Origin of the sequence: Providencia hangzhouensis, assembly GCF_029193595.2 — a bacterium.
Taxonomy (GTDB): domain Bacteria; phylum Pseudomonadota; class Gammaproteobacteria; order Enterobacterales; family Enterobacteriaceae; genus Providencia; species Providencia hangzhouensis.
This window is the reverse complement of the sequence record NZ_CP135054.1, coordinates 24,423-48,414: the sequence shown is the minus strand read 5'-3', so window position 1 is coordinate 48,414 and position 23,992 is coordinate 24,423. Positions and strand designations below refer to the sequence as shown.

Genomic DNA, 23,992 nt, shown 5'->3' with positions numbered 1-23,992 from the left:
AGCGTTAAAAATAGAAAGTAAAAGGAGTAAGTTTAGTTATTTTTTTTAATGTTAAGATAAATGTGATAGACCTCAAGCGCGTATTGATTTCTTTTTTGTTCTTGAGCCTCGGATTTTTTCAACCCTGCATTATAAGCCCCTACGCCTTTCCAGATATCCCCTTGTATACGAATAAACTTCGCGAGATAAAACGCGCCAGTATAAATATTCATACACGGATCTAACCTTAATTGATTTTCGGTAATGCCATACTGCGCTAATTCATTAAAGTTTTGCGAATGAATTTGCATTAAGCCAATAGCGTATCGCGTCGGTGAAGCTTGGTTAATCGCATTTGGTTGAAATGAGCTTTCACGAAAGGCAACCGCGCGTAATAAATCAGGGTCTATTTGATAATCATTTCCTGCTTTATCATAGCAATCAAACGAAAATGAAAACGGTGAAAAAAATAACGCAATGAGAATACAGATTATTCGCATATAAAACCCCATTTAATAATAATCTCTCTTAACTCAGAATCGCCCATTTTAATTAAAAAATAAAGCAATATTTAAATGCAAGCCAAAAGAAAGGAGGAGCAATAAATATGCTCCTCTGAAAGAAAGAACTCACACCCCACGCAAAATTTCATTTTGCTAGAATTTATCATTAAATCAGGGCGTTAATTAAAAATAAATAGGTGAAAATTTTAAAAATCTTTATGTTAAGTGCTAAAAGAGTGCTGAGATGTGGCTAAGTTAGTGCTGTTTTGTGGCTATCTTGTGGCTAATTAAGTTAAAACAATAAGTTGAAAATTGCAGTGCTCTATTAGTGCCTAGATGTTAGCACTAATGGAGTGCTTAAAAAAGTTAAGATTAGCACTTCTAAAGCACTAAGAATATGATACTATCGATTTTAATAGGCACTCAATTAGCACTCAAATAAATAGGTTAAATAAATGGCAAGACAAAACGTATATATGTCACAAAAAGTTTATGATGCAATTAGAACGATTGTTGATGAACGACGGGCTGATGGGGCAAGTCATGCAGATGCAAATATGTCGAGCGTCTGCTCAGAAATGCTGGATATTGGCGTTCGTGTCACGATGAATTTAAAAAAGAAATCAGATGAAACAGATGACAATGGAATGACATGGGAGGAGCTTTATAAAAAGCAAATGTTAGAAGATTCGACAAAGACACGACAATGTATTCAAATGATTTTTCAGATGTTATTTAATATTAATGAAATAAAAGAAGATAGCCGATATGATTTTAGGGAGGGTATAGCTGAGATGAAACGTGAGACAGAAATGCTAATTAATAATTTCTTCCCAGAAGATTAATTTAAAATCAATATGGTACCTATTTTCTCTAGAATATTATTTTATTATGTAATTTTGATAATAAACATCACATTAATTAAAATTAATAATTGATTGTTTATTTAATTAAAGTTATTATTTAACAATGCCAACATGATTGGTATATAGAAAAAATATGAATCGCTCAATAAAGGAGTTACGACCTCCCTTATTGAGCTAAACAGATAACCTAGCCTAAAGGAGATGGTTAAATGTCTGCATGTGATCCTATTGATCTAAGCGTAATAAAACAAGAGGTTTTGATCGATTTTTTTGATTTTCATCTTAAAAATGAAGAAGTATGGGCCATATTAAACGAAAACTCTGTTTTTTTAGCTTCTAACCTGTTCAAGCTAACAGGTATTGAACAATTTTTATATAACATTTTTTACCCTTCTTTTTCTAATCTTCTTAAAAGTGATTTTGGGGATGTAACCTCAAAGGACATTGTGGTTTCTTTTCCTTCTTATTCGCTTAATCGTCAATTAAAAGAACCTCCTATTTATTTTATTCAAATTTCAAGATTCAATGATGATTTATTTTTTTTAAAAGCTATTAGTTTATTTACAAATAATTTAAGTCTTTATGATATTAATATAATTTGTAAGGATAAAGATATTGAAAAAATTCCTTTGGAAAGGTTTAAAAATGTTAATCCATCTGACGAGTTATTAGAGGATGAATGGAAAATAGCATGGTTGTTTATTTCTGGTATGTCATATAGACAAATAGCATCATTTCTAAATGTTTCTAGAACTACTGTTGAAAATAAAATGAAATCTGTATATGGAAAAATGGAATTGTTAGGTGAGGGAAACTTTAAATATGTTGCTGAAGTTTATTCATGGAAAAAATATATTCCTCGTGATTTATTAAAAGACTTCTTTATACATCTGTTCTAATGAAATTGGACGAACGCCCCATATTTGTAACAATCTGTAAATATGGGGCAGTTGTCTAATTCCATTATTTTTTTTATTAGATATAGTGTTTAAAATTTCACTTAGGAATTCACGTTAATGACAACTGAAAAATTTAAGGCGATAAGATTAACTATCCCTATTTCTTCTAGAATTCATGAATTGTTAGCTAATTCAGCTAAATCAGCTGGTCGCTCTAAACAAGACGAAGCATTATTAAGACTTGTCTATAGCCTATACAATGAACATGAAATTACAGGAAGTTACTGGGACATAGCTAAATAAATTATTTAAATTCTAATTTCATGATTTTATAAACTGTTAAATAAAAAGACAGCGGGAAGACTTTGCCATTAAAAAATGGATTTGTCGGGCTGGGGCGGTAGCGCATTCAATTCATCATGTTTTTATCACGCTTTATTTCTTTGTGTTTAATGAAGGAATAAAGCGAGCTAAAAGCTCAATTACTATCTAATACTCTTTAAGGGTTTATTTTGAAAATAATGAAACATCTATTAACAAGGAAATTGCTATGTCACAACTGACTATCGAAAATACGCCAGCCCGTAAGAAGGGATTATTTAAACGTGCTATTGATGCGATGAACTTTAAACTGGGTAAAACTTTATTCCGTTTAATCGGTTTGCCGATGATGGCATTTTTAGTCTCTAAAGGGGCAATGGCGGCGGATGACTTAATGGCCGCGGGGCGTGAAGATGCAGAAGCCAGCTTCGGGGAAGATTCAACACTGATTTATTACTTCATGTTAGCGGAAGTGGTGTTGGTCTTCTTAATGTATCTGCGTAATCACAACCCGGCGACATTCGTGTTAATCCCTGTGTTCTTTGTGATCACCGGTATTATCTTTGCCATTATCCGTGCCCGTGCACCAGGCGTGACACCATAAGATACGTCATTTGGTATTGAAGGAACAGCGTAATGGAAGAAGAGCGCGCTAAGCGATTCATCTTTCCTCAGACGCTGACGGAGCAAAGCCGTCCAATCGGCTTACCGCTCGATGAAACCTGTGCCATTGCTCTCCCATTATGCTGGGGAGTCATGGACAAGCAATATATTGCAGGGGTTGTCGTTGGCGCTTTGCTCTGGTTTGCACTGAGGTATTTCAAAAAAGGGAGGGGAACAGATTGGCTGATTAATGCGTGTTACTGGTATTTGCCTTCCTTCTGTTTTCAGGGAATGTACAAACGACTTCCCGACTCCGCGTTCAGGCTCTGGTTAAAATAACAGGAGGTCACGGTGAAACTGAGCGCAGCCAAATCTGCCCACAAATTCACATCACTCATTTTCATTATATTAGTTTGCTTATTAGGAGGAAGCATTACAGGGAATATTCTGGCGTGGTCGAATATTGCCACTTTAATTGATAGCCGTGAAATGACCTATATCCCGCAGTTCTTTGAAACCCCGTTTACCTTAAGTCGTTCGCATGCGGATGCCAACTACCTCGAACAAACCGCCCAGTCGCTGATTTTCTTGCGTTACAACGTATCACCAGAATCGGTTAAAGCTAATCACAAAGCCTTATTACGATTTTTTGATAATAGTCAGCGACCGCAGATGCAAGAGATTTTGGCTGAAGAAGCGAAACAAATCATTGAAAACAATGTCACCAGTGCCTTTTATTTGTCCGGAATGGATGTGTATCCCAATTCTGGCATTGTCGATATTCACGGTGATATCCAAACGTGGATTGGCAACCGTAAATCGCTACCTGAACGGGTGACATTACGATTAACTCTGAAGTACGCAAATGGGCTCACGACAATAGGGGGCTTTGAGGTACAAGTCGATGAAAAGAAGAAAAAGTAAGTTAAGTCAACTGGCGTTATTGGCCCTGAGTTTGGGCCTCTTTTCTGCCTTCAGTTTAGCGGAGCCCGCTGCAACTTTACCTGTACAAATTCCTGTCTCGCCTGATTCGCAAGTGCGTGTGCCCTTTAGTAACAGTGAACCGAATATGTTGGTGGTGCCAGGCGACCGGATTGTCGCGATTGACAGTGCGCAAGGCATGTTTATCAATGGCAATCAAAAAGGGGCAACAGGGCAGCTCAGTGGCGGGGTCGTGTTGATGACCACGCAAACTAAACCGTTTACCTTTTATGTCCGTACCGCAGGCGGTTTGACCGTGTCCGTGGTGGCGGTTCCGCAAAAACGGGATGGTCGCGTGTTGCAGTTGGTGTCGTCAGTCCCTGCGAAGCGGCCAGCCGCCAAGCAATGGGAGCGTTCTCTGCCTTATCCCCAAATGCTGATTGGACTGCATAAAGCATTACTCAACGGCGAAGTCCCGCAAGGTTTTGCTAAAGCACCTGTCACCGTTACGCCAACCTTGTCATTACCGTCGGGGTATCTGGTGTCTGCGGATGAAATGTGGAATGGCGGCGAAGTTCGGGTATACAAACTGGCGGTGCGTAATACCACGGCCAACGCTAAACCGATCACTGAGCGATTGTTTAATGCGCAGGGGGTAAGGGCAGTATTGATTTCGCCGTATAGCGAACAGGTGTTACCGGGTGCGACCGCAACCGTGTGGTTAACGGTGAGTAATGAGGTGACGCATGGCTAATTTAAATGTGAAAACGCGTCGTAAACAACTCGTGGTTTTTTTAATGGTGGCGTTAGGTGCCAGTGCCATTGGTGGGGTTGCATGGTGGTTCAGCAAACCCTCAAAACCTAAAACCAAACAAACGGTACAAAAGCCTGTCCCGAACATGACGGGGGTTGTCTCTTCCACCTTTGACCGTAAAGTCGGGCAAGCGGCTATGGCGGATTTGCAATCCACTGCATCACAAGTGGACAAGCAGATGAAAAGCGTAAACGCCCGAATCGAACGTTTAGAGCAGGAAAATAAAGCGTATCGCGACAAAATTGAGCAACAAGATAAAGACTTAACGACGTTGCAAGACCAGCTGAATGAGGTGAGTAATGGTTTGATCCATGGCGACAATACCTTACCTCAACCTCAAACGCTGCCTGTTGGCACGATACCGACACCCAATGGTCAAGCCAGTCAGCCGATTATCCCGCCGCCAACAGCATTTTATCAAAGCGGGCAATACCCCATCGGTCAGCCTCAAATCAATGTAAATCCAGCATTAAAGCAAGGCTTGCATTCGATGACTATCGAGTATGAAGAGGACAAGGTGGATAACAACTTACCTGCTTTACCCTATATCCCGTCAGGGAGTTTTGCCAAAGCGATGGTGATTGAAGGCGCGGATGCCAATGCGTCCGTGACGGGGAACAGTAATCCCTCGCCCATGCAGTTTCGATTAACAGGCAAGCTGATTATGCCAAATAACGAAGAGTATGATTTAAGTGGGTGTGCGGTGACGGCGGGGGTGTATGGCGATATTTCCAGTGAGCGCGGGCTTGTTCGTACTGACCGTCTGTCTTGTAAGCTGTTTGGCCATACGATTGATATGCCCTTTAAAGGTCATGTTTCCTTTATGGGGAAAAATGGGATTAAGGGAGAACCGGTCATTCGAAATGGTGAGCTAGTCGGTTATGCCTTTGGTGGCGGATTTATCGAAGCAGTCGGCTCAGGCTTTTCCAAAGTGGGGAGCGAAACCGTTGGTATCGGGGCCAGTAGTACGACCACGATGGCAGATGTGATACGAGGCGGAGTCGGTGGCGGTGTTCAACAATCCGGAAAAATGTTGTCTGAATACTTCATTAAACGTGCTGAGCAATATCATCCGGTGATCCCGATTGGTGCTGGAATTGAAATCACGGTCGTTTTCCAAGAAGGCTTCCAATTGGAATTTATTGAACAGATGCGCAAAAAGAAAAGCAAAGATGCTGTAGCTGAGCCTGTTCAGCAAACGCTCAATCAAGGCATTACGGTGACAAAACAAGCGCTACAAGAAATCTCACTCGGGGATGCGGTGCCATCCACAAATTACCCGCAATACCCAACACAACAATAACGTCTTTCACGCCTCCTTATCGCCAATACCAGGGCAACCCTAAGGAGCAGTTATGTTAACTCTACCCACAAAAAACAACACTAAAACGCGATTAAAAGCGGTCCTTCTTATGGGGCTCATCATTTCACCTGCGGTGATATTGGTATGTGCCGACATCAGCTGGGATGGATTGCTTTTTCTCGCTATCTATACCGGTTTGAGTGCTTGGGTGACTCAAATCTTAAATAACGACTCTCAACAAAAGTGAATGAACAGATGGATAAATGGTATTTATTGTATTGCAAAACAGGGCAAGATTTACGAGCGATTGAACATCTTGAACGCCAAGGTGTGAACAGTTTTTCCCCGCGTTATGAGGCGGAGAAAATGGTGCGAAATCGGAGACGCAAAGTGATGGAGCCCTTATTCCCCAATTATTTATTTGTGAAATTCGATTATGAAGTGATCCATTTTTCGACCATTAACTCAACGCGGGGTGTGAGCTACTTTGTGCGATTTGGCAAATTGCCTGTGGTGGTGCCCGATGAAATCATTGCGACTCTGATGGTGCCGAATTTTATGAAAGAGGTGAGTGAGCAGTTACCGCAAAAAGGGGATGAAGTGGTCATTTATGACGGTATCTTCCAAGGTGTGCGCGCGATTTACAGTGAACCTGACGGGGAGGCTCGTTCGGTGTTACTTCTCAAGATCCTTAACAAAGAAGTGCCTCGTGTTGTCGATAATCGTAATTTTGAAGCCATAAAATAACGGGATAAGGAAGCTAGTGATGTTAAGTACAATATTCATTGTCTTCGTGGTTGTCATTTTATGTTTAGGGTTAATCATTGTTGCGACAAGTAAAGCGAGTGAAGCGACATCTGTATTTGCGTTGATGATTTTACTTATCGCTGCAGTGATTTTCGGGGCTGCAATATTAAATGAAGAAGATAAGTCAGAGGTTGTGAGTAAAGGTGAATATTACTCAACACAATGTCAACTCATTGAAACTAATAACGATAATGGATTATTTCAGTCAAACACCAATAAGCTCAAGTGCGGTGATGTGATTGAAAATGTCACTGTGAGTGATTACAAAGAAGCCATTGAAGCCTACCAGAACAGCAATGTTCAAATGAATAAGCTAAATTAAAAGTTAATATGAAACGCAAATTAAAGATTAACTGGCTAGGGCGCTGCGTGGTATGTGGCAGTGAGAACAGTATTGTCGAAACCGAGTTTGGCTCAGAAGATTTCCTATTTGAAAAAGATAAAATTACCTGTGCAGGCTGTACTCATCAAGGCCTTGTAGTCGTTGAAAATGATGTTGCCTATGCAATTTGGAATACCCCTGAAATCAGGGAAATACCCGAACAATGCGAAGAGAAGGATTAAATTCATTTCAGCCTTCGGGTTCGTATTCAGTCATTCTATCCCATCCATTTAATTATGTACCTGTCACTTTGCTCAATTTGATGACTTTAATCAGTGAGATTACGGAGATATTTAATGTTTGATAAACACGAGACAAATCAATCGGTAGTCAATAATTCAGCCCATAACCCAAGGCATTTAGTGAAAGTTACCGATAGGAATGGCAAGGTCACAGTGCTTCAAATTGAACTTATTCATATGATTTCGACCTTTAATGGCGGTGCGTTTATAGATTTGATAACCGGAAGTTATATTAAATTAAACCTATCGGTAGAGGAATTATTTGACCAAATTCAGTCTCACTTGGAAAAAATTCCAACATTGGATAATTAAGCGAATGGAGTAACCTCCTAATGACACTTTTAACTCAAATTACTCAACCGCATTTTTCAACTAAAAATAGAATGACCGATATTGCGTTGATGATGAAAAGACAACATATCCTCAATAACTATCATATTTCATTCTCAAGCGAACTCGGTGAATGTGTTTGTCAGGCATTATATAAAAATTCCGTTCTAGGTGTTGCAAAAATTACCAGCCACACGGATATCGCACATATTCACAGTATTTCGATACATCCTTTTTTTCGGCAAGCAGGAATTGGACGAAAAATGATAGAACGTATCGTTAATGAGTTTTCGGGATCGTTCACCACAGCCATTGCAGGGCGTGCGACTGACAACGTGAGTGTGAGCTTTTTTAGGGCGTGTGGGTTTGATGTTCAAAACAGTGGCTCAATAAAGCGTCGGCTTTCTTACGATAAAGTTGAGCATGCAAAAATCTTTTTAAACAAACGGTTTTACGATGCGGTGAGAACGAAAATGTTCACCCTTGAAAATACAATAGCCACATTGCCCGATGAACAGAAAGCCCAATTGATGTCTGAAACGGTAAATTGGTGGCTCTATCAAAATAGTGATGTGGATATTCACATCATCAATATTGAGTCAGTCGATAATACGGCACCAGAATGGTTGTTGGCGAATAACAATAACCCATTCTTTGGGGTTCGAGTCTGGTATCGGGTTAATAACTTGACTTAAATGGAGGGGATCATGACCAGTCCTGAAGAACGACTGTTTCAATTTAAAGTGATGCGTTGTTTTGTGATAGTTAATTTGTGCATCGTAGTCATTAACCTCGTGGGATGCCTAGTTGATTATTTTACTTTGTCATTCAGGGATATTCCCTATATTTCTATATTGGTTTCCGTCAGTGCAATTATCGTCGTATTGATGATTGGTGACGATAGAAAAGCCAGCTTTATTTCAGGGAAAGTCGGATTTCCTTCACGCAAGAAAATGGTCCTATTTATCATCAAATGTCTTAGTGTTTATGTGTTTTTCTTTTCCGTAGGACTCGCCATTAAATTCAGTTAACTCACGTTTTTTATTCGATATTTCTTGTTGTTCTCTTCTTTTTACCCACTTCGTATTCAAAAAGGTTTAATTATGAAAAAGCTCCTCATTCTAGGCGTATTAACCCTGCTCGCTGGTTGTACTGCGGGCATGAAAGATTCCTTTGATTGCAATGCCACGGCGCAAGACAGCTGTATGACGATGGAAGAAGCCAACCAAAAAGCGGCACAGCAAAATGTGTCTTGGAACCATCCTGCTAATGGTGAGGGCACATCCCAAAAGCGAGCAGAGCTGCCGCGGTTAGCGCCGTTGGCAACACCTACCATACCTGTTGTAACAACTGCGTCTCCGGCTCAAACAGTTCGGACTGTGGTGCAGGATAATCGCGCCTCCTCACAGACAGTGAACGCGTTGGGGGCATTTGAAACGATATCTGCGCCCGTAAAAAAATCGGTTCCGGCTAATTCATTACCTCCCATTTCACAGCCAACCCAAACGTGGTCGGGTTGGGCTGATATTGGTATGGCGCCCCCAGTTCGACTTCCCGCGAGTACCGCGCGGTTATGGATAGCTCCGTGGATTGATGAAGAGCAAAACTTTTATCAACCGGCCGTCGTTTCCTTTGTCGTGAAAGAGGGCCAGTGGAAGGAGCAGTTACAATGACCCAAAAACGTGGCTTCTTGCAAAAATTGAAGCAACTCGGCAATCCCCATGCAAAAGATGCGGGTGAATCCCCGTTTATGGAGAGCCTATTCAAAGGACTCCTCTCTAACTGGAAACAACCTGATGGGGCACGCAAAGCCCATGAAGCACTGGAGGAGATGGACTATCCCTCCTTTAGCAGCGTCTTACCCTATCGCTATTATGACGCCGACTCAGGGCTTTTTATTAACAAAGAGACGGCTGGGTTTGTGTTGGAATGTGCTCCCTTGATTGGTGCGAACGATAAAATTGTCGATGCACTGGATTATTTCCTGCGCAACAAATTGCCGCGCAAAACCCCACTCACCTTTTTGTTGCTCGGCAGTAAATGCATCAGCGGCATGTTGGATTACGGCCTCAAGGACTTTAGCTGGGATGGGGAGTTGGCATCAAAATTCAATGCCATTACTCGTGCTTACTATGAAAATGGAGCGATGAATGGTTTAGCCAATAAACAAGGCTTGCCATTAACACTGCGGAACTATCGCCTGTTTGTCATCTATGCCGAACCCGTTAAACGGGCGGATGCGTTGACGCTGCAAAATTTGAATCAAACCTTGAGTGTGGTGCAGCAATCCCTCCTCGGCGCCAGTATCGGTTCGGAGCGATTGGATGATAAAGGCTTAATCAAGTTGGTGCGTGAAATGGTGAATTTTCGTCATCACAATATTGCCGAGCCGTCCGACGAAATCGAACCGTATGAAGAACTCAATGCGCAGTGTGTTGACCGTTCGTTCGTGATGGAGCTGAAACCCGAAGCCATGCATCAGAGCTTAATGGATGAAAAGGGGAAAAAATCACATACGCGGATACTTAACTACAGCCTAGCCAAAAACCCGCAGCGGTTTGCACTCTGGCAAGGGGGCGATAATCTCAGCAATTTACTTGACCCTGCGGCTTCCGTGTCATGCCCGTTTGCTATTACGTTGACGTTGGAAGTCGAAGATTTAGTCCGAACCCAAAATGAATCGATGACCAAATCAGCCACCTTTAACAAACGTGCAGAATCCAAGTTCTCCAGTTGGGTGCCAGGTGTGAAACAACAGGCGAAAGAGTGGACTGAGATCCGAGAACAGCTGAGTAAAGGGCAATCGGCGCTCGCACGATACAGTTATGGTATTACGTTATTTTGTGAAGATGATGACGATAAAGCCCTGAATGCTGAAATGGCCCTAATGAATACCTTTAATAGCAATGGGTTAACCCTATCACCCCCGAGTTTTATGCAATTGCGTAATTACATGGCGTTGTTTCCGTTTGTTATGCAAGAGGGCTTGTGGGGCGATATGAAACGTTCGAATGGCACACTACGGGCTAATGCTTTTAACGTGGCCAACTTGTTGCCTGTGGTTGCTGATAACCGCATTTGTCGCAGTGGGTTACCTATTCCCTCGTATCGTAACCAGTTGTCTTATCTCGATATCTTTGATGATGATTCGGGGCTTGGGAACGATAACTACAACATGGGGGTGTGTGGCACCTCGGGGGGCGGTAAGTCCTTCTTAGTGCAAGCCATTATTCGCCAAATTCTCGACAGTGGCGGTTGGGCCTATGTCTTGGATATGGGCGCATCCTACAAAGGATTGTGTGAAAGTGTTGGGGGCGTTTACGTGGATGCTCGTGACCTTAAATTCAACCCGTTTGCGGGGGTCGTCAATATTAAAGAGGCGGCGGAGAGCATTCGCGACTTGCTATTGGTGCTGGCCAATCCGTCAGGGGACATGGATGACACCTCTAAATCTATCTTGTTGAACGCGGTTCAAGATGTTTGGGAGGGGGCGGCACCGAGTAAACGTCAGGGTAATGCGGTGCTTATCGATGATATTTCAGAGTACTTAACGTGGCAATTAGAGCACGGTGTTTTTGAAGACGCTGACTCTGTGCGTAATAAGATGCACGAGATTGTTGTTTCATTACAAAAATACACGACTAAGGGGCTGTACGGGGAGTATTTCAATAGCCCTAATCCTGCCCTTAATGACAATGTGCGGTTTACCGTACTGGAAATGGGCGGTCTGCAAAATAAACCTGACTTGTTAGCCGCCGTCATGTTTTCCATGATGATCTTTATTGAACAGCGCATGTACTTATCTCCACGGGACATTAAAAAAGCCGCCATCATCGATGAAGGTTGGAAACTACTCGACAGTGAAAATAGCTTTGTCGGTAACTTTATTGAAGGAGGCTATCGTACCGCCCGTAAACATCGTGGTGCCTACATTACCATTTCTCAAGGGATTGAGGATTTCGATGGTGAGGATGCAAGTGTGGCTGCGAAAGCCGCATGGAGTAACTCGTCGTACAAAATTATCTTGCGTCAAAACTTGGAGTCGTTCCGTAAATATAACCAGAAAAACCCCGACCAGTTTAACGTGTTGGAACGTACCGTGGTGGAAGGCTTCCCCTCGGCAAAAGAGGCGCACTTTAGTGCCTTTATGTTACGGGTGGCAGGGCAAGTGTCTTATCACCGATTGTTGATTGATCCCATCAGTCGCACCTTGTTTTCCACCGATGGGAAAGACTACCAGTTCCGTGAAAATGCCGCGGCACAGGGACTTTCCCAGCAAGCCACGTTATTGGCGTTAGCCCAACAAAAATTCCCAAGAGAAATGGAGGCCTTATCCCAATGGCAGACCCAAACACGACATTAGTCGAAAAAGCAGAAAAAACGCCTGCACGGGGCGTGAGCCGTCGGCGCAAAGCCTGCTTGAAGGCCATGAGTTTTTTTATGGTGATTGCCGTGGTCCTGAGTTTCAGTATTTCGGTGTTCGTGGTGCGTTGGCTTGCTCCCGTTACCGTCACTTTCGACATGGCGGGCACGGTTAACCAATATCAGCAACAAATGGCCATGCAGTTTAACGCCGAAAATCCGCTGAGTGAGCAACAAATTGCCGATGCCACTCACCGTTTTCAAATGGCGCTCAGTGACAGTTTATCTGAGTACCAACATGAACATCAGGCTCTGATTTTAGTCACACCTGCGGTGGTGATGGGCGCAGAAGATATCACGGTCGATATTCAAGCCGCGATCGCCGACAAAATGGCGCAATAAAGGAGGGTAGATGAAGCGAATTCGACAGTCTACGTTAGCGGTATTGTTCTGTTTACCCTGCCTTGTTACTGCCAAAGATCTCGGTGTATGGGGCGATGTCTACCCCGTTCAAGAGCAAAGCATGTTGGACTTTATCCAGGGGCGGTTAAAACAAATGGAGGGTACAGGGGAAATTGCGCAGATGCAGCAAGATTTTAAAGATCGTGTGATTGAAAATACCCTGCGTCCACCGCCTGTGGATTGGCTCAGTACCGATACCGAAGCACATACGGTGTGGTACGACCCGACGTTTACGGTTCAAGGGGATTATGCTGACCACAATGGTGTGATGTTTGCCCGTCAAGGCGACAAAATAAATCCGCTGAGTCATGTGGCACTGGGGCAAACCCTGTACTTTCTGGATGCAGATGATCCGCGCCAAATCGCATGGATGAACGCACAGCAGCCTGCGACCTTGCGTTATAAAGTTATTTTAACCAACGGCAATATCAAAGAGGCGACGCAGGCACTGAATACGCGCGTGTTCTTTGACCAAGGGGGCAGTTTAAGTCGCCAACTCGGGCTTCAGTACATTCCGGCGGTGGTCACACAAGAGGGCGACAAACTCAAAATCGTGTCGGCGGCAATGCAGGAGGGGCGCTAATGAAAAAATGGCTTGTCAGTGCGTGTTTACTCGGCAGTGTTTTTCTGTCAGCCCCCACGAAAGCCGATGCGTTATGTGAGGGAAATTTTGTTAATCCGATCACCGATATTTGTTGGGATTGCCTGTTTCCCATGACGATTGGTAATGTGCCTGTTTTCCCTGGTGTGGCACCGGATACAGAAAACCCCTCGATGCCGATACAAATTTGCCCGATGGGGATTTTATACCGCATTGGTTTAGCGATTGGCTATTGGGAGCCCTTTGCCCTGACCGATGTGACCCGTTCACCGTATTGCATGGTGAATTTAGGTGGCTTTAACATCAATGTCGGTAAAATGGGCGCGGGAAAAGGCACGCAAAATGACCCTGCCACCCAAGGGGCGTTTTACCATGTCCATTGGTACAAATACCCACTGACCTATTGGCTCAATATCATTACCTCGGCAGGCTGTTTAGAGCGTGGGGATATGGATATCGCCTATTTGTCGGAGCTAGACCCACTGTGGAATGACAGTTCGTTGTCGTCGATTATTGCCCCTGAAGCCTTTGTCTTTGCCAATCCCATCGCGCAAGGGGCGTGCGCCGCCGATGCGATTGCCAGTATTGGCAGTAAGCCGTTAAATGCACTCTTTTGGTGTGCCGGTTCACAAGGCAGTATGTATCCGTTTACGGGATATACGGGCAATGAATTTAGTCCGCAGGCTTCCTCGGTTCTGCTGTCTGAGCGAATGGCGTTTAAGTTACATCGGCAAGGTTTGGTGATGAACAGCGTCGGGAAGAATCAGGAGGTGTGCTACACCTATCCGTCGCCCATTATCCCGAAAGACCGTTATCGCTATCAAATGGTGAATATGTACCCGGATACCGCACAATGTCATCCCTTTGGGCGCTCGGTGATGCGCTGGCAAACGGGGCATGCTTCACCCAACAGTCGTAAAAACTTCGGTTATCTCATCTGGCGTAAACGTAACTGCGTTTTCCTCTAACACGAGGTCCTTTTTCATGAAATCCGTTTTCTTTTTATTCGCAAGCGTGCTGCTTGCGCCGACGAGTCATGCCTTAACGGATGACCAACAGTTTTTAGAACAGCTGCGCGACCAAAGCGCGGCCTTGCTCGAACACTCCTTGCCGCCGGATGGCTTTAAGCCACCGGAAATCTCGGCCAAGGATAAAGCCTGGATTGATAGCTTATTAGCCAAACAGCAGCAAGCGCAGCAACAAGTTGCCGATGCGGCTAAAGCTCAAGCAGTTCAGGAAACTCCGTTTATCTATTTTGTGTCGTTTTCTATTCCTGAAGCGGGACTCAAACAGATGGTGCCTGAAGCCACGCAGCTTGGTATCCCCACCTTGATTAATGGCTTGATTGACAATGACTTTCGCAAAACGGCCAGTGCCGTGTTTGAACTGACCAAAGACAGTGGTGAAGGCGGCGTACAAATCGACCCGAAAACCTTTGCACAATACGGCATTACGCAAGTGCCCGCACTGGTGGTGCGCTGTGAGCACGATTTTGATGTGATATACGGCAATATTCGTTTGATATCTGCCATTGAACGGATTGCCAGCAGTGGCGATTGCCATCAGGTTGCCCGAGATTGGCTGGTATCGAGGGCACAATAATGAAACGGTTATTGATTGCATTATGTGGCGTGGGGGCTCTGTCACTGGGGTTTGCTGCCAATGATTATAAAGCCGGGTCGGAATTTGCGAATAGCCTGAAAAACACGGGCACAGATACGATAAAAAACACCAACCCCGCCAATATCATTCCGAACTATACCGCTAATCCGTCAGAAAGTGGCTATTACGGTGGAGTGACGTCAGGCGCAGCCTCGGGGCTGGAAAATGCGGGCATGAAAGCGATGAATGACACGGAGGCGGGGCAAACCACGATGGAGGTCATGAAAAATCGCCCACCGGATAAGTTAGATTTGGACGCGCCGTTCTTAAAAGCCGGCATTGATATGCGGGAAAAGGCGGAGTCAGAAAGCGGGAAAATTACGGTGCCGTGTCAGGATGTGATGCTGGATAAAACTGAAATCACGTCACATCAATGTGAGCGAACGCCCGCAGCCAGTTTAGCCTGTACTCGCACAGCCAAAATTACGTGGGAGGAGGTTGACGGGTGGGAAAATCAAACGATTGTTGTGCCGCCCTCTGATTTTGCTTACCACTGGCATGGTGACCGATGGTCGTTTTCGTTCAAATCTCCCGTCACAGGCACCATTCAAAGTGCAACCTTAACACTGAACTCGGGGTTTTTATTTAATCAGCATGTCATTTTTATGAATACGACATTTCAAATGTTAAATGCAAGTCGTTACACATTAAATGCACGAAATATGGCGTTGAAAGAGGGGGAAATTATTGCCTCCAATCGGATTTGTGTCGGTAACAATGGCGAGTTGTGTCGAGTGGGTATTCAAGAATTGGTTTATCAAGCCTTTGCGTCAACAAAAACGGCGACCTTAACCTTAAATATGATGGTGACAGTTAAAGTTAAAACGCCATCGCCCAAAATTGAATGGGTTGAACATTGTCCGTTTGATAAATCCGAAGAAGTGAAGGTGGAAACCCAATGTACGGAAAAAGGGGGCACCAAAACGGTCACTGTGGGTGGTAAAAAATACGATGTTTACAGTGAATGTTGGCAGTACACCGATTATTACGCCAAGCAGTCGGCGGATAGTGGCAGTTGTGGTGACTACATGAAAAATCCCGCGTGTACCATTGTGAAAACCACCTGTATTGAATCCGTTGGCAGTACGTGTTTGCGTGAGCAAGCGGTGTTTTCCTGTGAAAAAGGGCTGACGGGGGGGGGGAAAATGTGCGGTGTTGAGCTGATTTGTGCCAGCGGTGAGTGTGACCAAATCAAGAATGACAAGGCGAACAGTTTCCAAAAAGCGGTATCGGCTTTAGCCGCAGTGGCCGCCGCAGGGGAAGATGTGGCAGAGCTCAATGACGTGAACGTCAGGGCCTTTACGGGTCAGCGTTATACCTGTCGTAAAGCTGCCGCGGGGTTTAATAACTGCTGCAAAAGTGGTGGTTGGGGGAGTGATGTGGGGCTGGCGCACTGTGACAGTGAAGAAAAAGCTCTCGGTAAAGCCAAAAGTCGCAATCTGACCATTTATGTCGGTTCCTATTGCTCGAATAAAGTCCTCGGGGTGTGTCTTCAGAAGAAAGAAGCCTACTGCGTGTTTGACAGTAAGCTCGCCAAAATCGTGCAAGAGCAAGGGCGTGGGGGGCAGTTACGGATTGGGTTTGGTAGCGCCAAAAGCAGTGATTGTCGCGGTATCACCGTCGATGAATTGCAGGCCATTAACTTTGACCGACTGAATTTTGCGGATTTCTATTCCGATTTGGAGTCGGGCACGGATATCCCCGCTGACCAAGAACTGATTGACCGCGTGAAAAATCAAATCGCCAATGGCCTGCAAGGGCAAGGGGGACAAGGATGACAAGACGGATTTTTATGTTATTCATCAGTTTGGTGATACCTGTCGCGGGATTGGCCAACAATGCGGAAAGGGTCGAAACACGAACGTATGTAGATGAACCCATCGTCGGTTGGCACTGGTATAACGAGCCGCAACCGGAAGACGAAGAGGAGCCGCCTGAGCCAGAACAAATCCCGCTGTCGACGTTATCACCGACCTTACAAAAAAAGGTGATGCAAAAGTTAACGGCAGAAGCGTTAGACACGGCGATTATGCAGCCAACCCCTGAGAATGCCGCGAAATTCGTGGCACTTCAGCGGTATTGGCTCAATCAATCTGGAAAGTTTGAACGCTCTGTGCAAAAAGCTCTGCTGCTACACCCTGCACTTGATTACAACTTGGAGCATTCCTTTTATAACAGCACGGTGCCTCAGCAGCTATCCACATTACGCAATAAAGAAAAACAGGCTATTTCGCAGTTAGCATCACAGTACGGATTGTTTTTCTTCTATCGGGGCGGTGAGCCGTTGGATAACCAGTTAGCCAGTGTGGTGGCGCAGTTTGCTGAACAACACGGGGTTGTGCTTATCCCGATATCGGTGGATGGTCAGCGTAGCCAGCAATTGCCGAACACCAAGCCAGACAACGGGCAAGTGGCAAAAATGCAAATCACCCATTTTCCTGCCCTGTTCTTGGTTGATCCGAAAAACGAATCTTACCAGCCGTTGGCCTACGGGTTTATGACCCAAGATGCGCTAGAACGTCGCTTTTTAGATATTGCGACCGATTTTACCCCGAACTATTGAGAATAGAATGATGGAAAGAACCTTAAAAGCTCGATTAATTGAGAATGCGTTATTGTATGTTGGCATTGCGCTCATGATAGCGGCCGTGGTGTTTTGGTGCTTGATTGAAATGTTACTGAAAGTGCGTAAAGCCAGTATCACTGACGATTTACTGTTAACCCTTCAATGGGTACAAGATATGGGTACGGTCTTTATCTTTGCCGTCGGTGTCGCAGTGGGTGTGGCCGGATTTTTGTATGCGGCTGTTCGTGCCTGGCAAGCCTTTCAGGGCGGAGGAAATAAGGAGAAGCACCCATGAGAGCGTTACTTTTTTCCTTTTTGCTGTTTAGTTTCAGTGTAGCTCAGGCTAGTGTGATGGATGAAATTGCCGCGCTTGAGTCCCATAAAATGGAAGCAAACGCCCAATCCAATATGAGTACTGAAACATCCAAGCCTGAAACCGTTATTCCCGCTAAGCCGCCAGTGAAACCGTATTCGTTACCCAATGGCAACGTGGTGAATTTGAATGATTATACGTTGGTTCTCTTTATGCAGTCGAGTTGTCCGTATTGTCATCAATTTGACCCACAACTTGCGTTGTTATCTGCACAAACGGGGTTAAGTGTATTCCCGTATACCCTCGATGGGAAAGGGGATATGGCTTTTCCGAATGCCATTCCCGCTCCGCCTGAGGTCGTGCAGTCTTTTTTTGGAACAGGGTTACAAGTCATCACGCCCACGGTTTTTTTGGTGGACGTGAATACGCTACGAACTTATCCGCTGCTACAAGGGCTAACGGACATGCAGGACGTGATGAACCGAATCAACAGTAACTTAATGTTGGCGACACAATAAAGGAGAGTTGGTGACTGAAAATGCGTAAAGCGCAAAAAGATGTGTAATAAGTGCTTTTTTTAGTGTTAGGTCTGTGGGGATAGGTACTTTAACTCCTGGCCTATCTTTAACTTTTTAAAATAGAGGTCGTATGATGAGTGATAATCAAGTCGATACCGAAAATCATGATGAATTAAGTTGTGAGCAAAATGCAAAATTTCAAAAAAGAATTCGTGAATTAAGAAAATACCAATCCTGTGAAGCGAAACGCCAAGACCAGAGCACCTCTGAGTTTCTTGGGTTTGTTATCGCCGGTTTGGTTCTTTGGTTTGTGATGCGTCAGGTTTTTGAGATGGCGTGTTGGCCAGAGAGTAAACTCGACGCTGACCCTAACTATTTAGGAACAAAAGGACTGTGGAATGTGGCTATGTATGTTGTGCCCTTTTGTTTTTGGGGTATTGCGATAAAACACCTTGTGATAGGGGTATTTTCTTGGATCGAATATTACTTTGCGCAGTTTAAAATCACTCGGTTAAAAAAGAAGTTAGTCAAATGAAAAAGCCAGATTATCACATAATCGACCCACTGATTGAGCCGTTAGTGAAAGCGTTCATCACCGAGTTTGGTTCTCATTCTTCAATGAAATAACGCTATTTTGCTCGTTATCTCCCTTTAATCTCACGTTTAAATTTAATGCCGACACGCAGCAACGTTGCGGGTGATGGCACTCAATAAGGTTTACCCACAATGAATGATTTAATTAACCCTATTCCTTGCTGGAATAAGGCGATAAACCCTGCCTTATTTTCGTGTTGGCCTATTTATCTTCAATCCGGAGGCCCTAATGCGTAAAGGACTCATTGCTGTCATGTGTTCGGCGTTATTCAGTCACACGGTGGCTGTTGCCAATGTGAACAGTGATATGAACAATTTCTTCAATAAATTGGGATTTGAAGGGAATGCCACCGATGCTAGGGCGTGGCAAGGACAAGCCGCAGGTTATGCCACAGGCGGGAATCTGTTTATCCGAAATCAAGTCAAACAGCTGCAAATTGCGTCATTCACGCCGCCATCACTTAATGCAGGATGCGGGGGAATTGATGCCTATTTAGGTTCATTCTCTCATATTAACGGTGAGCAGCTTCAGCAGTTTGTGAAACAGTTAATGCAAAATTCCACCGGTTATTTCTTCGATTTAGCATTGCAGACTACCGTTCCGGAATTAAAGTCGGCTAAAGATTTTTTACAGCAATTAGCTTCTGATGTGAATAGTATGAATATTTCTTCCTGCCAAGCGGCACAAGGTATTGTGGGCGGCTTATGGCCAACCAATACTGTTCAATCACAAAAAATTTGCCAAGATATTGCAGGGCAAACCAATATGTTTTCGGACTGGGCGGCATCGCGTCAGGGGTGTACTGTTGGCGGGCAAATGAATAACGCCTTTAATCGTGCTCCAGATAATATGAAAGATCAGGTTATCCAAAATAAAAATTTGATGTGGGAAGTACTCAATAGCAACAAGATGTTGGATGGGGATAATGAGCTCAAAGAGCTGATTATGAATCTTACTGGCACCTTAATTTTTGGAAAAGATAATCAGGTCACGACAACAATACCCAAGGTTAATCGGCAAGAGCTTATTAAGGCGTTAATGTATGGCGGAACGATTAATATTGAAGGATGTGTCTCGGTCAATGGTTGCTTAGAGCTTAAAAAGAAAACGGTAACAGTCACAAAAGCAAATGGCTTAAATTCATTGGTATCGAAAACCATTAGTCAAATACAAAGCAAGTTAAAAGACGACACAGCCTTAACGCCTGCGGAAAAAGGGTTTATTCAAAGTACGTCAATTCCAATTTTGCGATATTTGGTCGACCCGATGCAACTCAATCTAAATGTGTCAATATTACCTGCGCTGTCAGATTACATCGCGTATGACATTTTACTTCAGTATCTTTTAGAGCTGATTGACCAAGCCAAAATAGCAATGGCTAATCGAAACTTTCCTGAAGAACCGATGAAATTGTTACGAGAAAACGTTTCAGAGGCGAGCCGACAATTAGAAGACTTACAACGTCAAGTTGATGTGAAAGCCAATGTGTTGATGGAAATGGAACGGCAAATGAGTTACTTGCGTCAGCAGACATCCAGTCAATTACAAGAGCGTTACCAGCGTAACTATCATTTCAATATGTTTACCCCAGAACAAAAAACACAGCAGGGAGGTTAATCCATTATGGCTTCTATCGATACCGTGTATGTCTTAGGCGGTGGTGAATACATGATGCAGGTCTTCAATGGCGTCGCGGCGATTGTGGGCTCTTCATCATGGGAATCCATGTTCCGTATTGCTTTGCTTATTTCTGCTGCCTCTTTCTTTGTGGTGTATCTACGAGGGCATGACCCGAAGGAGGTCATCAAGTTTGCCGCTTACATTATTTTGGTTTCCAGTGTACTCCTTGGCCCTAAGCGTTCTGTGCAGATAATCGACCGAACCGACCCCACAGGGGTTTATCTTGTCGATAATGTTCCGCTCGGGTTAGCTGCCCCTGCGCATATGATAAGTTCCATTGGTACAAGTTTAACGGAATTGTATGAGTCAATTTTCCATATGCCAGACTCATTAAGTTACAGTAAAACGGGCATGTTATTTGGGGCAAATTTAGTCGGAAATGTCAGTGATGTCATGTCAGTGAATGGTGATATAGCTGAATTGATGAGTTTATACACCAAAAACTGTGTCATCGGCGACATCCTAATTAACCATAAGTACTCATTCCAAGAATTGATGAACAGTCGAGACCCTTACACTGTAATTTTTCGAAATCCAAGTCCGCTTCGGGGTGTAATGGTGCCAGAGGGTAATAACGAAGCTTCACCTGCGGGCTTTTGGACGTGCCAAGATTTAGCTAAAAATGTACTGATGAACGCGATTAATACGGATACTGGTTCAACAGGGCAAACATGGCGATATACTGTTAGGCGCATTTTTGGTGGACGTCCAAATTCGGATGTGCTTTTTGCTTCGATGCTTGGAGATAGCTACAATTATTACTACTCAGGCAGTGAAACCGCCAGTCAATTAATGCGTAGCTCTGTTGTCAGGAATGCCCTTAAACAAGGGATTGCAGGGTACAGCGCACAAAGTGGCGATACTGCCAGTTTAGTAAATTTAGCCTCCACATCATCGTATAATAAAATGCGGCTTTCATGGGCCACATCGACTAGAGTGGCGACTAGTTTTACGCCGTTGTTATATACCATTTTGTTTTCGTTAATTGTGGCGTTGTTCCCCATTTTTATACTGCTGATGACGGTTCATGCGCTGACGACACGTATGTTATTTAACTACATCATGTCAATTATTTATCTGCAATCCTGGGCACCGATGTTCGCCATACTCAATCATGCAACGAGCTTTTATTTGCGCGGGCAAACCAATGGATTGGACTTTAACCTAGCGAATCAGGCGCATATTCAGCAAATCCACAGTGATATCGGATTAATTGCGGGTTGGTTAACGTTGTCTATTCCGTTTATTGCCATGGCGATTGTGAAAGGGTTAGGTCCTGCTGTCGCACAGGCTGGAAATTATCTCGGTACGGCCATTAACAGTTCGGCATCAGCAAGTTCATCGCAAGCCGCAGATGGAACGTGGGCGTTTAATAATATGCAAACGGATAATGTGGCGGGCAATAAGTGGGATACCAACTCGAGTTTCCGTGATGGTCAAATGACACGACAACTCGCCAGCGGTGCCATGAATACGGTGACCAGTGGCGGTCAAGAAATTATGGATACCAGTGGTGCCATGTCACGCTTACCAATATCCATTAAAGGCAGTGAGGCGATGGTGAGTTCGTTGCAGCAAAGTGCTAAACATGCACAGGCAACGGCTGCGCAAGCCATGAGTGCTTTCCAAAGTTCGGTCAATGTGGCAACCAATCAATTAGCTCAATTTAGTAAAAACTTTGGTAACAGTGCAACTGTATCCGCTATGACAGATTCTGGGATAAGTAGCAATCAGAGTGAAGGTTACAGAAAAATCAAGAATGCAGTGGACTCTCAGCGAAAAGCGGATAACAGTACAACGGAAGAGGCACTATCGAAATTATTCAGTAATAGCGTAGATTTCTCTAAAACAGCAGGAGCAAAAGCTGAAGGGGGATTCTCTTTACCAGTATTTGGAGGTGTGCAGGGATACCTTGATAGTAATGCCAGAAATACGGATAGCACACAAAATAGTACCCAAGAAAGAGGTGCTAGAAATCAAGATGCAGGAAGTGAAGAAAGTGCTCAACGGACACGGGAATTTAATGAAGGGCTTGAGCTACTCAATAGCAGTAAAATATCAGATGGTACAAATCGTCACGATAATGAGGCTAGCTCGGAAATCAGTCAGCTCAGTGCAACGCTGAATACAGCTAAAAATCAATATGAGCAGTATTCTCGCAGTACGACCGAAAGCCAAGAGTACAGTGATATGGCCAGCTATGTGACGAATAATAGTGCGCAGATTGACAGTAACTTAGACCAAGAGTTTGCTAATTATGTACGACAAGCCGTGCCAAGTCGCGCTGATGCGATATTAAGTAATACGAGTGATTTAGCAATAGCAAGAGAACGTGAAGCGTTGGCAAAAGATTTTATTAATGACCGATTACTTCCAAATGTTAAAAATGATTACGCACAAAATCGGGCGAGTATCGTTGCCATGGATAAAACGGCATCAGCAGGAAATATCCCTTCAGGAGAGAGTTTAATGGCTGAATATGATGGTCATGTACAGGATGTTAATACGCTCAGTCAGAATGCTGGAATAAAACATGACGCTGCTCAAAAAGTCACCGAAAAAGAAAAGGAATATCAAGATAAAATTGGTACAGTAAAAGGAAAAATAAATGAAGGCACGGTGGGAATTCAACGACGTCATGATGAACTCAAATTAAATCACCAAGAAAAAATACAAGAGCATGAAGTGAAAATGGAAAAAGAAAGAGAAAAGCACATGGATGCAGGATTAATTACGGATACTCGAAGGGTTGAAAAAACACCAGACTCTAATGGACTTATGAGTAAAGAAAAGTATTATAAAAAGAATAGTGATTAAAAGGGAACATTTATGAATAAATACAAAAAAATAATTTTCATTAAAAATATAGGATTGCTGCTATTGTGCTTATATTTAGCATTCAATGCTGAATACAAAGTTATTAATTTTGAAAGATATGCGTTTATTTTTAATTCATTCTTTTTTGGCGTGGCTATTTTTTGGAGTTATGTGTCATTTAAAATAGTTCCAACTTCAAAAATGAAGGAAAAGGCATATGTTCAAGTTTTTTTAAGTATTATTATATTTATAGCTCCAGTAATTGACTTGTTAATGGATAGGTTATTCACAAAGTTAAATACACTTCTTTTTGTTCTTGCACAAGTTGATTGTGTATATTTTATAGGTGCGATATTAATTAATTTCAAATCTAATTTAGACTCACAAAAAGTGAAAGAGCTTATGAGTGAAATCTTTAGTAATCAAAAATCTAATTAAACCCTAAC

30 protein-coding genes are annotated in these 23,992 nt (G+C 43.5%); 29 read left to right on the top strand and 1 reads right to left on the bottom strand.

All coding sequences use genetic code 11. From position 1 onward, the window contains the following. Positions 1-32: 32 nt before the first annotated feature. Positions 33-479, bottom strand: a complete 447-nt coding sequence (locus PZ638_RS21015) for a transglycosylase SLT domain-containing protein (RefSeq protein WP_272577165.1) — start codon at positions 477-479, stop codon at positions 33-35. A 458-nt stretch (positions 480-937) separates the two neighbouring features. Between PZ638_RS21015 and PZ638_RS21010 the strand changes: the two genes are divergently transcribed. From PZ638_RS21010 to PZ638_RS20870, 29 genes are all read left to right on the top strand, one after another. After that, the gene (locus PZ638_RS21010) at positions 938-1,327 is read left to right on the top strand and encodes a relaxosome protein TraM (protein WP_110592855.1); all 390 of its coding nucleotides are present in this window, start codon (positions 938-940) and stop codon (positions 1,325-1,327) included. Between the two features lie 230 nt (positions 1,328-1,557). Then, complete coding sequence (locus PZ638_RS21005) at positions 1,558-2,247, top strand: helix-turn-helix transcriptional regulator (protein WP_110592856.1); 690 nt, start codon at positions 1,558-1,560, stop codon at positions 2,245-2,247. 117 nt (positions 2,248-2,364) lie between these two features. Beyond that, on the top strand, positions 2,365-2,550 hold the full coding sequence (locus PZ638_RS21000) for a TraY domain-containing protein (RefSeq protein ID WP_110592857.1): 186 nt from the start codon (positions 2,365-2,367) through the stop codon (positions 2,548-2,550). Between the two features lie 247 nt (positions 2,551-2,797). Continuing rightward, complete coding sequence (locus PZ638_RS20995) at positions 2,798-3,172, top strand: type IV conjugative transfer system pilin TraA (RefSeq protein ID WP_094962782.1); 375 nt, start codon at positions 2,798-2,800, stop codon at positions 3,170-3,172. Between the two features lie 32 nt (positions 3,173-3,204). Beyond that, on the top strand, positions 3,205-3,510 hold the full coding sequence (gene traL / locus PZ638_RS20990) for a type IV conjugative transfer system protein TraL (protein WP_094962781.1): 306 nt from the start codon (positions 3,205-3,207) through the stop codon (positions 3,508-3,510). A 12-nt stretch (positions 3,511-3,522) separates the two neighbouring features. After that, a complete protein-coding gene (traE, locus tag PZ638_RS20985) occupies positions 3,523-4,095 on the top strand; it encodes a type IV conjugative transfer system protein TraE (protein ID WP_094962780.1) in 573 nt (190 codons plus the stop codon). Then, complete coding sequence (gene traK / locus PZ638_RS20980) at positions 4,076-4,846, top strand: type-F conjugative transfer system secretin TraK (RefSeq protein ID WP_110592858.1); 771 nt, start codon at positions 4,076-4,078, stop codon at positions 4,844-4,846. Before traE ends, traK begins: the two co-directional genes overlap by 20 nt. Next, the gene (locus PZ638_RS20975; RefSeq protein WP_110592859.1) at positions 4,839-6,209 is read left to right on the top strand and encodes a TrbI/VirB10 family protein; all 1,371 of its coding nucleotides are present in this window, start codon (positions 4,839-4,841) and stop codon (positions 6,207-6,209) included. The genes traK and PZ638_RS20975 overlap by 8 nt, the downstream gene beginning before the upstream one ends. A 52-nt stretch (positions 6,210-6,261) precedes the next feature. After that, positions 6,262-6,456 (top strand): hypothetical protein, encoded by a 195-nt coding sequence (locus tag PZ638_RS20970; RefSeq protein ID WP_110592860.1) that lies wholly within the window; start codon positions 6,262-6,264, stop codon positions 6,454-6,456. A gap of 8 nt (positions 6,457-6,464) precedes the next feature. Then, positions 6,465-6,956 (top strand): transcription/translation regulatory transformer protein RfaH, encoded by a 492-nt coding sequence (rfaH, locus tag PZ638_RS20965; protein ID WP_110592861.1) that lies wholly within the window; start codon positions 6,465-6,467, stop codon positions 6,954-6,956. Positions 6,957-6,975: 19 nt separating this feature from the next. Next, a complete protein-coding gene (locus PZ638_RS20960; protein WP_110592862.1) occupies positions 6,976-7,338 on the top strand; it encodes a hypothetical protein in 363 nt (120 codons plus the stop codon). 8 nt (positions 7,339-7,346) lie between these two features. Further along, the gene (locus PZ638_RS20955; RefSeq protein ID WP_110592863.1) at positions 7,347-7,580 is read left to right on the top strand and encodes a hypothetical protein; all 234 of its coding nucleotides are present in this window, start codon (positions 7,347-7,349) and stop codon (positions 7,578-7,580) included. 114 nt (positions 7,581-7,694) lie between these two features. Continuing rightward, complete coding sequence (locus PZ638_RS20950; protein ID WP_110592864.1) at positions 7,695-7,952, top strand: hypothetical protein; 258 nt, start codon at positions 7,695-7,697, stop codon at positions 7,950-7,952. A gap of 20 nt (positions 7,953-7,972) precedes the next feature. Next, positions 7,973-8,665: a GNAT family N-acetyltransferase gene (locus tag PZ638_RS20945; protein ID WP_110592865.1), complete on the top strand. Its 693-nt coding sequence runs from the start codon at positions 7,973-7,975 to the stop codon at positions 8,663-8,665. Positions 8,666-8,677: 12 nt separating this feature from the next. Then, positions 8,678-9,001, top strand: coding sequence for a hypothetical protein (locus PZ638_RS20940; RefSeq protein WP_110592866.1), 324 nt, complete (start codon positions 8,678-8,680; stop codon positions 8,999-9,001). Between the two features lie 72 nt (positions 9,002-9,073). Then, positions 9,074-9,643, top strand: a complete 570-nt coding sequence (traV, locus tag PZ638_RS20935; protein WP_144396002.1) for a type IV conjugative transfer system lipoprotein TraV — start codon at positions 9,074-9,076, stop codon at positions 9,641-9,643. 77 nt (positions 9,644-9,720) lie between these two features. Next, the gene (gene traC, locus PZ638_RS20930) at positions 9,721-12,333 is read left to right on the top strand and encodes a type IV secretion system protein TraC (RefSeq protein WP_110592913.1); all 2,613 of its coding nucleotides are present in this window, start codon (positions 9,721-9,723) and stop codon (positions 12,331-12,333) included. Then, the gene (gene trbI, locus PZ638_RS20925; RefSeq protein ID WP_110592868.1) at positions 12,309-12,734 is read left to right on the top strand and encodes a type-F conjugative transfer system protein TrbI; all 426 of its coding nucleotides are present in this window, start codon (positions 12,309-12,311) and stop codon (positions 12,732-12,734) included. The genes traC and trbI overlap by 25 nt, the downstream gene beginning before the upstream one ends. 10 nt (positions 12,735-12,744) lie before the next feature. Then, entirely contained in the window at positions 12,745-13,377 is a 633-nt protein-coding gene (traW, locus tag PZ638_RS20920; protein ID WP_110592869.1) for a type-F conjugative transfer system protein TraW, read from the top strand. Continuing rightward, entirely contained in the window at positions 13,377-14,363 is a 987-nt protein-coding gene (gene traU / locus PZ638_RS20915; protein WP_110592870.1) for a conjugal transfer pilus assembly protein TraU, read from the top strand. The genes traW and traU overlap by 1 nt, the downstream gene beginning before the upstream one ends. Before the next feature lie 16 nt (positions 14,364-14,379). Further along, entirely contained in the window at positions 14,380-14,997 is a 618-nt protein-coding gene (gene trbC, locus PZ638_RS20910; RefSeq protein ID WP_110592871.1) for a type-F conjugative transfer system pilin assembly protein TrbC, read from the top strand. Further along, positions 14,997-16,835, top strand: a complete 1,839-nt coding sequence (locus PZ638_RS20905; protein WP_110592872.1) for a conjugal transfer protein TraN — start codon at positions 14,997-14,999, stop codon at positions 16,833-16,835. The genes trbC and PZ638_RS20905 overlap by 1 nt, the downstream gene beginning before the upstream one ends. Then, positions 16,832-17,620: a type-F conjugative transfer system pilin assembly protein TraF gene (traF, locus tag PZ638_RS20900; protein WP_110592873.1), complete on the top strand. Its 789-nt coding sequence runs from the start codon at positions 16,832-16,834 to the stop codon at positions 17,618-17,620. The genes PZ638_RS20905 and traF overlap by 4 nt, the downstream gene beginning before the upstream one ends. Before the next feature lie 7 nt (positions 17,621-17,627). Further along, positions 17,628-17,918 (top strand): hypothetical protein, encoded by a 291-nt coding sequence (locus PZ638_RS20895; protein WP_110592874.1) that lies wholly within the window; start codon positions 17,628-17,630, stop codon positions 17,916-17,918. Beyond that, entirely contained in the window at positions 17,915-18,454 is a 540-nt protein-coding gene (gene trbB / locus PZ638_RS20890; RefSeq protein ID WP_110592875.1) for a type-F conjugative transfer system pilin assembly thiol-disulfide isomerase TrbB, read from the top strand. Before PZ638_RS20895 ends, trbB begins: the two co-directional genes overlap by 4 nt. Positions 18,455-18,584: 130 nt before the next feature. Beyond that, the gene (locus PZ638_RS20885; RefSeq protein WP_110592876.1) at positions 18,585-18,989 is read left to right on the top strand and encodes a hypothetical protein; all 405 of its coding nucleotides are present in this window, start codon (positions 18,585-18,587) and stop codon (positions 18,987-18,989) included. A gap of 288 nt (positions 18,990-19,277) precedes the next feature. Further along, positions 19,278-20,666 (top strand): conjugal transfer pilus assembly protein TraH, encoded by a 1,389-nt coding sequence (gene traH / locus PZ638_RS20880; protein ID WP_110592877.1) that lies wholly within the window; start codon positions 19,278-19,280, stop codon positions 20,664-20,666. 6 nt (positions 20,667-20,672) lie between these two features. After that, positions 20,673-23,546 (top strand): conjugal transfer mating-pair stabilization protein TraG, encoded by a 2,874-nt coding sequence (gene traG, locus PZ638_RS20875; RefSeq protein ID WP_272524402.1) that lies wholly within the window; start codon positions 20,673-20,675, stop codon positions 23,544-23,546. A gap of 12 nt (positions 23,547-23,558) precedes the next feature. After that, positions 23,559-23,984 (top strand): hypothetical protein, encoded by a 426-nt coding sequence (locus tag PZ638_RS20870; RefSeq protein ID WP_110592879.1) that lies wholly within the window; start codon positions 23,559-23,561, stop codon positions 23,982-23,984. Positions 23,985-23,992: the final 8 nt, after the last annotated feature.